4 protein-coding genes are annotated in these 4,740 nt (G+C 71.8%); all 4 read right to left on the bottom strand.

Annotation, left to right across the window (positions count from 1 at the left end; all coding sequences use genetic code 11):
* Window positions 1-569: condensation domain-containing protein (locus ASC87_RS27310; protein ID WP_157604407.1), on the bottom strand; the 569-nt coding region annotated here is incomplete at its 3' end.
* Window positions 570-2,264 carry an amino acid adenylation domain-containing protein gene (locus ASC87_RS33980; RefSeq protein WP_369820801.1) on the bottom strand — a complete coding sequence of 565 codons (1,695 nt, stop codon included), beginning with the start codon at window positions 2,262-2,264 and terminating at the stop codon, window positions 570-572.
* A gap of 451 nt (window positions 2,265-2,715) precedes the next feature.
* Window positions 2,716-4,052, bottom strand: a 1,337-nt coding sequence (locus ASC87_RS33975; protein ID WP_369820800.1) for a condensation domain-containing protein, incomplete at its 3' end; no start/stop codon positions are given.
* Between the two features lie 8 nt (window positions 4,053-4,060).
* On the bottom strand, window positions 4,061-4,740 hold a 680-nt coding region (locus tag ASC87_RS32880), incomplete at both ends, for a phosphopantetheine-binding protein (RefSeq protein ID WP_369820799.1).

The raw sequence follows: 4,740 nt of genomic DNA, 5'->3' as shown, positions 1-4,740 counted from the left end.
ACCCCCATCGACCACCCGTCCGACACGATGTGGTGCATCACCAGCACCAGCACGTGCTCGCGCTCTCCCACACGGATCACCTTCACCCGCAGCAGCGGGCCCGCCGTCAGGTCGAACGGCGCTTGCACCAGGGACTTCGCGTGGGCCTGCGCAAGGTGCTCGGCCTGGGCCTCGCCACTCAGGTCCACGAGCGGCACGTCGAGTTCGAGCGCGGGCAGCACCACCTGTTCGGCCTGTCCGTCGGTGCGCCGGGTGAACACGGTGCGCAGCCCGGCGTGGCGTGACACGAGCGCGGCCAGGCTAGACCGCAGGACGCCCAGGTCCAGCGGCCCCGACAGGCGCAAGCCACCGGGGATGTGGTACGCCGAACTCTCGCGGTCGAGTTGCCAGAGGAACCACTGCCGGGCCTGGGCGTGGGACACGGGCATCCGCTCGGCCGCGGGTGCCGGCACGATCGGCAGGCGCGAGAAATCGATCCCCTGCGTGCGCAGGACTTTCAGGAATCCCTGCTGCTTCTCGGCAGGCAGGCGGGCGAATCGTTCGGCGATGTCACGCTTGGTCAAGCTCATTCAGTTCTCCAGGGAGTCCAGCAGTTCGGTCATGCGGGCGAGGTCGTCCGCCTCGCCGCTGCCCGACTGCGCCACCCGCACGGCTTCCGCGAGGGCGGCCAGCGTGGCGTTCTCGAAATACACACCGAGCGGCAGTTGCACCGCCAGCGTCTGCTGCACCTTCGACTGGACCTGCAGCAACGCGAGCGAATGGCCGCCCAGCTCGAAGAAGTTGTCCTGGCGCCCGATGCGGTGCGTCCCGAGCACCGCGGCCCAGATGGCGGCGAGGTCGGTTTCGGTGCCGGCCTCGGGCGGTTCGTGCACCCGGCCCGAGACCTCGCCGGGATCGGGCAGCGCGCCACGGTCCACCTTGCCGTTGGCGTTCAGCGGCAGCTGGTCGAGCAGCACGATCGCGCCGGGCACCATGTGCTCGGGCAGGGTGTCGCGCAACGCCACCTTCAGGTCGGCCGCATCGAGCACGGCGCCCGGCCGGGGCGACACGTACGCGGCCAGCCAGGCCCCGTCGCGCGCCACCACCACCGCTTCGCGCACCCCCGGCAACGCCAGCAGCCGGGCCTCGACCTCACCCGGCTCGATGCGAAAACCACGCACCTTCACCTGGTGGTCCGTGCGCCCGAGGTACTCGAGTTCACCGTCCGCGCGCCAGCGCACGCGGTCACCGGTGCGGTACAGCCGCGCACCGTCGGCGCCGAACGGGTCGGCCACGAAACGGACGCAGGTCAGGTCCGGCCGGCCCAGGTAACCACGCGCGATGCCGCTGCCCCCGAGGTACAGCTCGCCGACACCGCCGGGCGGCACGCGGTTCAGGTCCGCATCCAGCACGTGGGCAGTGCGGTCGCCCACCAGCCGGCCGATCGGCATCGAGGCCGAGTCGAAGCGGGTGGACGGGCCGGCCACCGCGATCATCGGCGTGATCACCGTTTCGGTGGGGCCGTAGCCGTTGATGAGGCGGGGCGGCTGCAACACGGCCTGCACGAGGTCGAAGCTCGCACGGGGCATCGCCTCGCCACCCACGGTGTACGACCGGATGGGCAGGCCGCGCGCCGCCTCGCCCAGCGTCTCGGCCATCTGCCGCAGGTAGGTGGGTGTGAAACACGCGATCGTGATGCCGTGCCGCGTGATCTCCCCGGCCGTGCGTTCGACGGACCACAGCGTGTCGTCGCGCGGCATCAGCGCCGCGCCGAACGCGAGGGGCACCCACGTGCGCTCGTGTGCGCCGTCGAACGCGATGGATGCGAACTGCAATTCGCGGTCCGCCGGGGTCATGCCATACGCGTCGCCAATCGTGCGCACGTGCATCGCGAGGGGGCCGTGGGCCACGCCCACGCCCTTGGGCCGCCCCGTCGAGCCCGACGTGTAGATCACGTAGGCCAGGTTCTCCGGATGCACCGGCACGCACGGTGCCTGGTCGGAACCGTCTTCACCGCGCACGTCGTCGAGGCCTACCGTGAAGGTCACGCCGCTGTCCTGGGCCATGTACGCCAGCCGCTCGGCGGGGTACGCCGGGTCCAGCGGCACGTACGCGCCACCGGCCTTCAGGATGCCCAGCAACCCCACCACCATCTCGGCCGAGCGTGGCACCGACAGGCCCACCCGCACCTCGGGCCCGACACCGCGGGCCACGAGCCGGTTGGCCAGCCGGTTGGCACGGCGATCGAGTTCGGCGTAGGTGAGCGACAGGTTTCCGAAGATCACCGCGGTGGCATCGGGCCGTGTGCGCGCCTGGCGCGCCACCTGCTCGTGCACCGGCTCGAACACCGGGCAGCGAATGTCCGTGGTGCCCCAGGCGTGCAGTTGCGCGCGCTCGCGGTCGGCCAGCACGTCGAGCGTGCGGGCGGCGCGGGTGCCACCATCATCCAGCGCGTCGACCAGCGCCGCCAACGCCACCTGCACGGCCTCGCACACGCCCGCGGGGCCGACGGTGCGGTCCACCTGCGCGACGAGTTCGAACCCGGTCCCGGGATCGTTCACCGACAACCCGACGGGGAAGTTCGAGCGCTCCTGGAAACGCAGGCTTTCGATGCCTTCCCACACATGCCCGTCCGARGGCGCGGCATGCCGGTAGTTGAGGATGGCCGAGAAGAGCGGTGCCCCCGCGGGCAACCCGCTGCAGCGCTGCGCCAACGACAGCGGTGCGTGCTCGTGNGGCGCGGCATGCCGGTAGTTGAGGATGGCCGAGAAGAGCGGTGCCCCCGCGGGCAACCCGCTGCAGCGCTGCGCCAACGACAGCGGTGCGTGCTCGTGGTGCAGCAGCGACGTCAATGCCGCGTGSGTCTGCGCCAGGCACTCGCCRAYCGGGCGYGCCCCGAGCCCGATGCGCACCGGCAGCGTGTTGATGAACATSCCSAGCGCCCGGTCCGCCCCCTCGCCCCCCTGCATCCGCCCGAACAGCACCGTGCCGAACACCACGTCGTCGCGCCCCGCCGCACGGCCCAGCACCAGCCCCCACGCCAGGTGGAACACCGTCGCCGCGCTCACCCCGTGCCGCTGCGCCTGCGCCCGCAGCCGCCTGGACACGCCCTCGTCCAGCCACACCCGCGCCTCCTCCAGCCGCGTCCCGTCGGCCTGCACGTTGCCCAGCCCGAACGGCACYGTCGGCTCCGTCACGTCCCCGAGCAGCCCGCGGAAGTACRCCTCGTGCTCCTCCACCTTCACCCCGAGCCGCGCCTGCGCCACGTACCGCCTGAACGGCACCGGTTCGCTGAGTTCCGCTCGCCGCCCCTGCTGGATCAGCGCGATCTCGCGCACCAGCAAGTCCTCCGACGTGTGGTCCAGCGCCAGGTGGTGGCTCGGCAGCTGCAGCAGCCACCGCCCACCCGCCTCGTCGTGGGCCGCGATCGCCCGCAGCATCGGTGCCTGCCTCACGTCGATCCGRTAGTGGCTCGCGTCCACGTGGGCGTTCAGCCGTTGTGCCGCATCGCCCTCCCCGTCCAGCCACTGCAGCTGCAGCCTGGCCTCGCGCCACACCACCTGCACCGGCTCGCGCACCTCCTCCCACAACACCGCCGTGCGCAGGATGTCGTGCCGCGCGATCACCTCGTTCAGGCTCTCGATGAACCCCTCCAGCCKCGCCCTGCTGTCGAACCCCAGCATCAGCGAGGTCACGTACACGTCCCCCTCGGGCTGCATCAGGTGGTGGAACAGGATCCCCTCCTGCAGCGGCGCCAGCGGGTAGATGTCCTGGATGTTGGCCGCGCCCCCCGGCACCCGCTGCGCGATCTGCTCGATCCGCTGGGCCTCCAGGGCCACCAGCGGCAGCATCTCCGGCTCGATCCGCGTGCACCCCGGCGGGATCGCGTTGGGCGGCACCACCACYGCGTGTGTCTGCGCCTGCCCCATTGCCGCAACAAACGCCGCGAGCCTCGGGTGCTGGAACAGCGCCCGCACCTCCACGTCCCACCCCTGCTGGCGCAGCCGCTCCAGCAGCTCGATGGCCAGCAGCGAGTGCCCGCCGAGTTCGAAGAAGTGGTCCTGCCGGCCCACCCGCTCCNACGTCCCACCCCTGCTGGCGCAGCCGCTCCAGCAGCTCGATGGCCAGCAGCGAGTGCCCGCCGAGTTCGAAGAAGTGGTCCTGCCGGCCCACCCGCTCTACCCGCAGCACCTGCGCCCACACCGCCGCCACCGCACACTCGCGTTCGCCCTGCGGTGCCTCGTAGGCCTCGCCCGTACCCGCACCCGCCTGCGGCGCCGGCAGCGCCTTGCGGTCCACCTTCCCGTTCGCGTTCAGCGGCAACCCCGCCAGCACCACGATCACCCCGGGCACCATGTAYTCGGGCAGCACTTCGTGCAGCCGGCGCTTGATCGCCGCCACGTCTACCCCACCTGACACGTATCCCACCAGCCGCGCACCATCGGCGACCACCGTCGCTTCCCGCACCCCGGGCACCGCCATCAGCTGCGCCTCGATCTCGCCCAGCTCGATGCGGAACCCCCGCACCTTCACCTGCTGGTCGATGCGACCCAGGTACTCCAGCTGACCGTCCGCCCGCGCACGCACCAGGTCACCCGTGCGGTACAGCCGCCCGCCCGTGCCGAACGGGTCCGCCACGAAGCGCTCCGCGCTCAGCCCTGCCCGGTTCAGGTACCCCCGCGCCAACCCGCCTCCGGCCACGTACAGCTCGCCGGCCACCCCCACCGGCTGCGGGTTCAGCGACCCGTCGAGCACCCGCAA

Source organism: Rhizobacter sp. Root1221 (genome assembly GCF_001425785.1).
Taxonomy (GTDB): domain Bacteria; phylum Pseudomonadota; class Gammaproteobacteria; order Burkholderiales; family Burkholderiaceae_C; genus Rhizobacter.
This window is presented reverse-complemented; position numbering and strand designations above follow the sequence as displayed.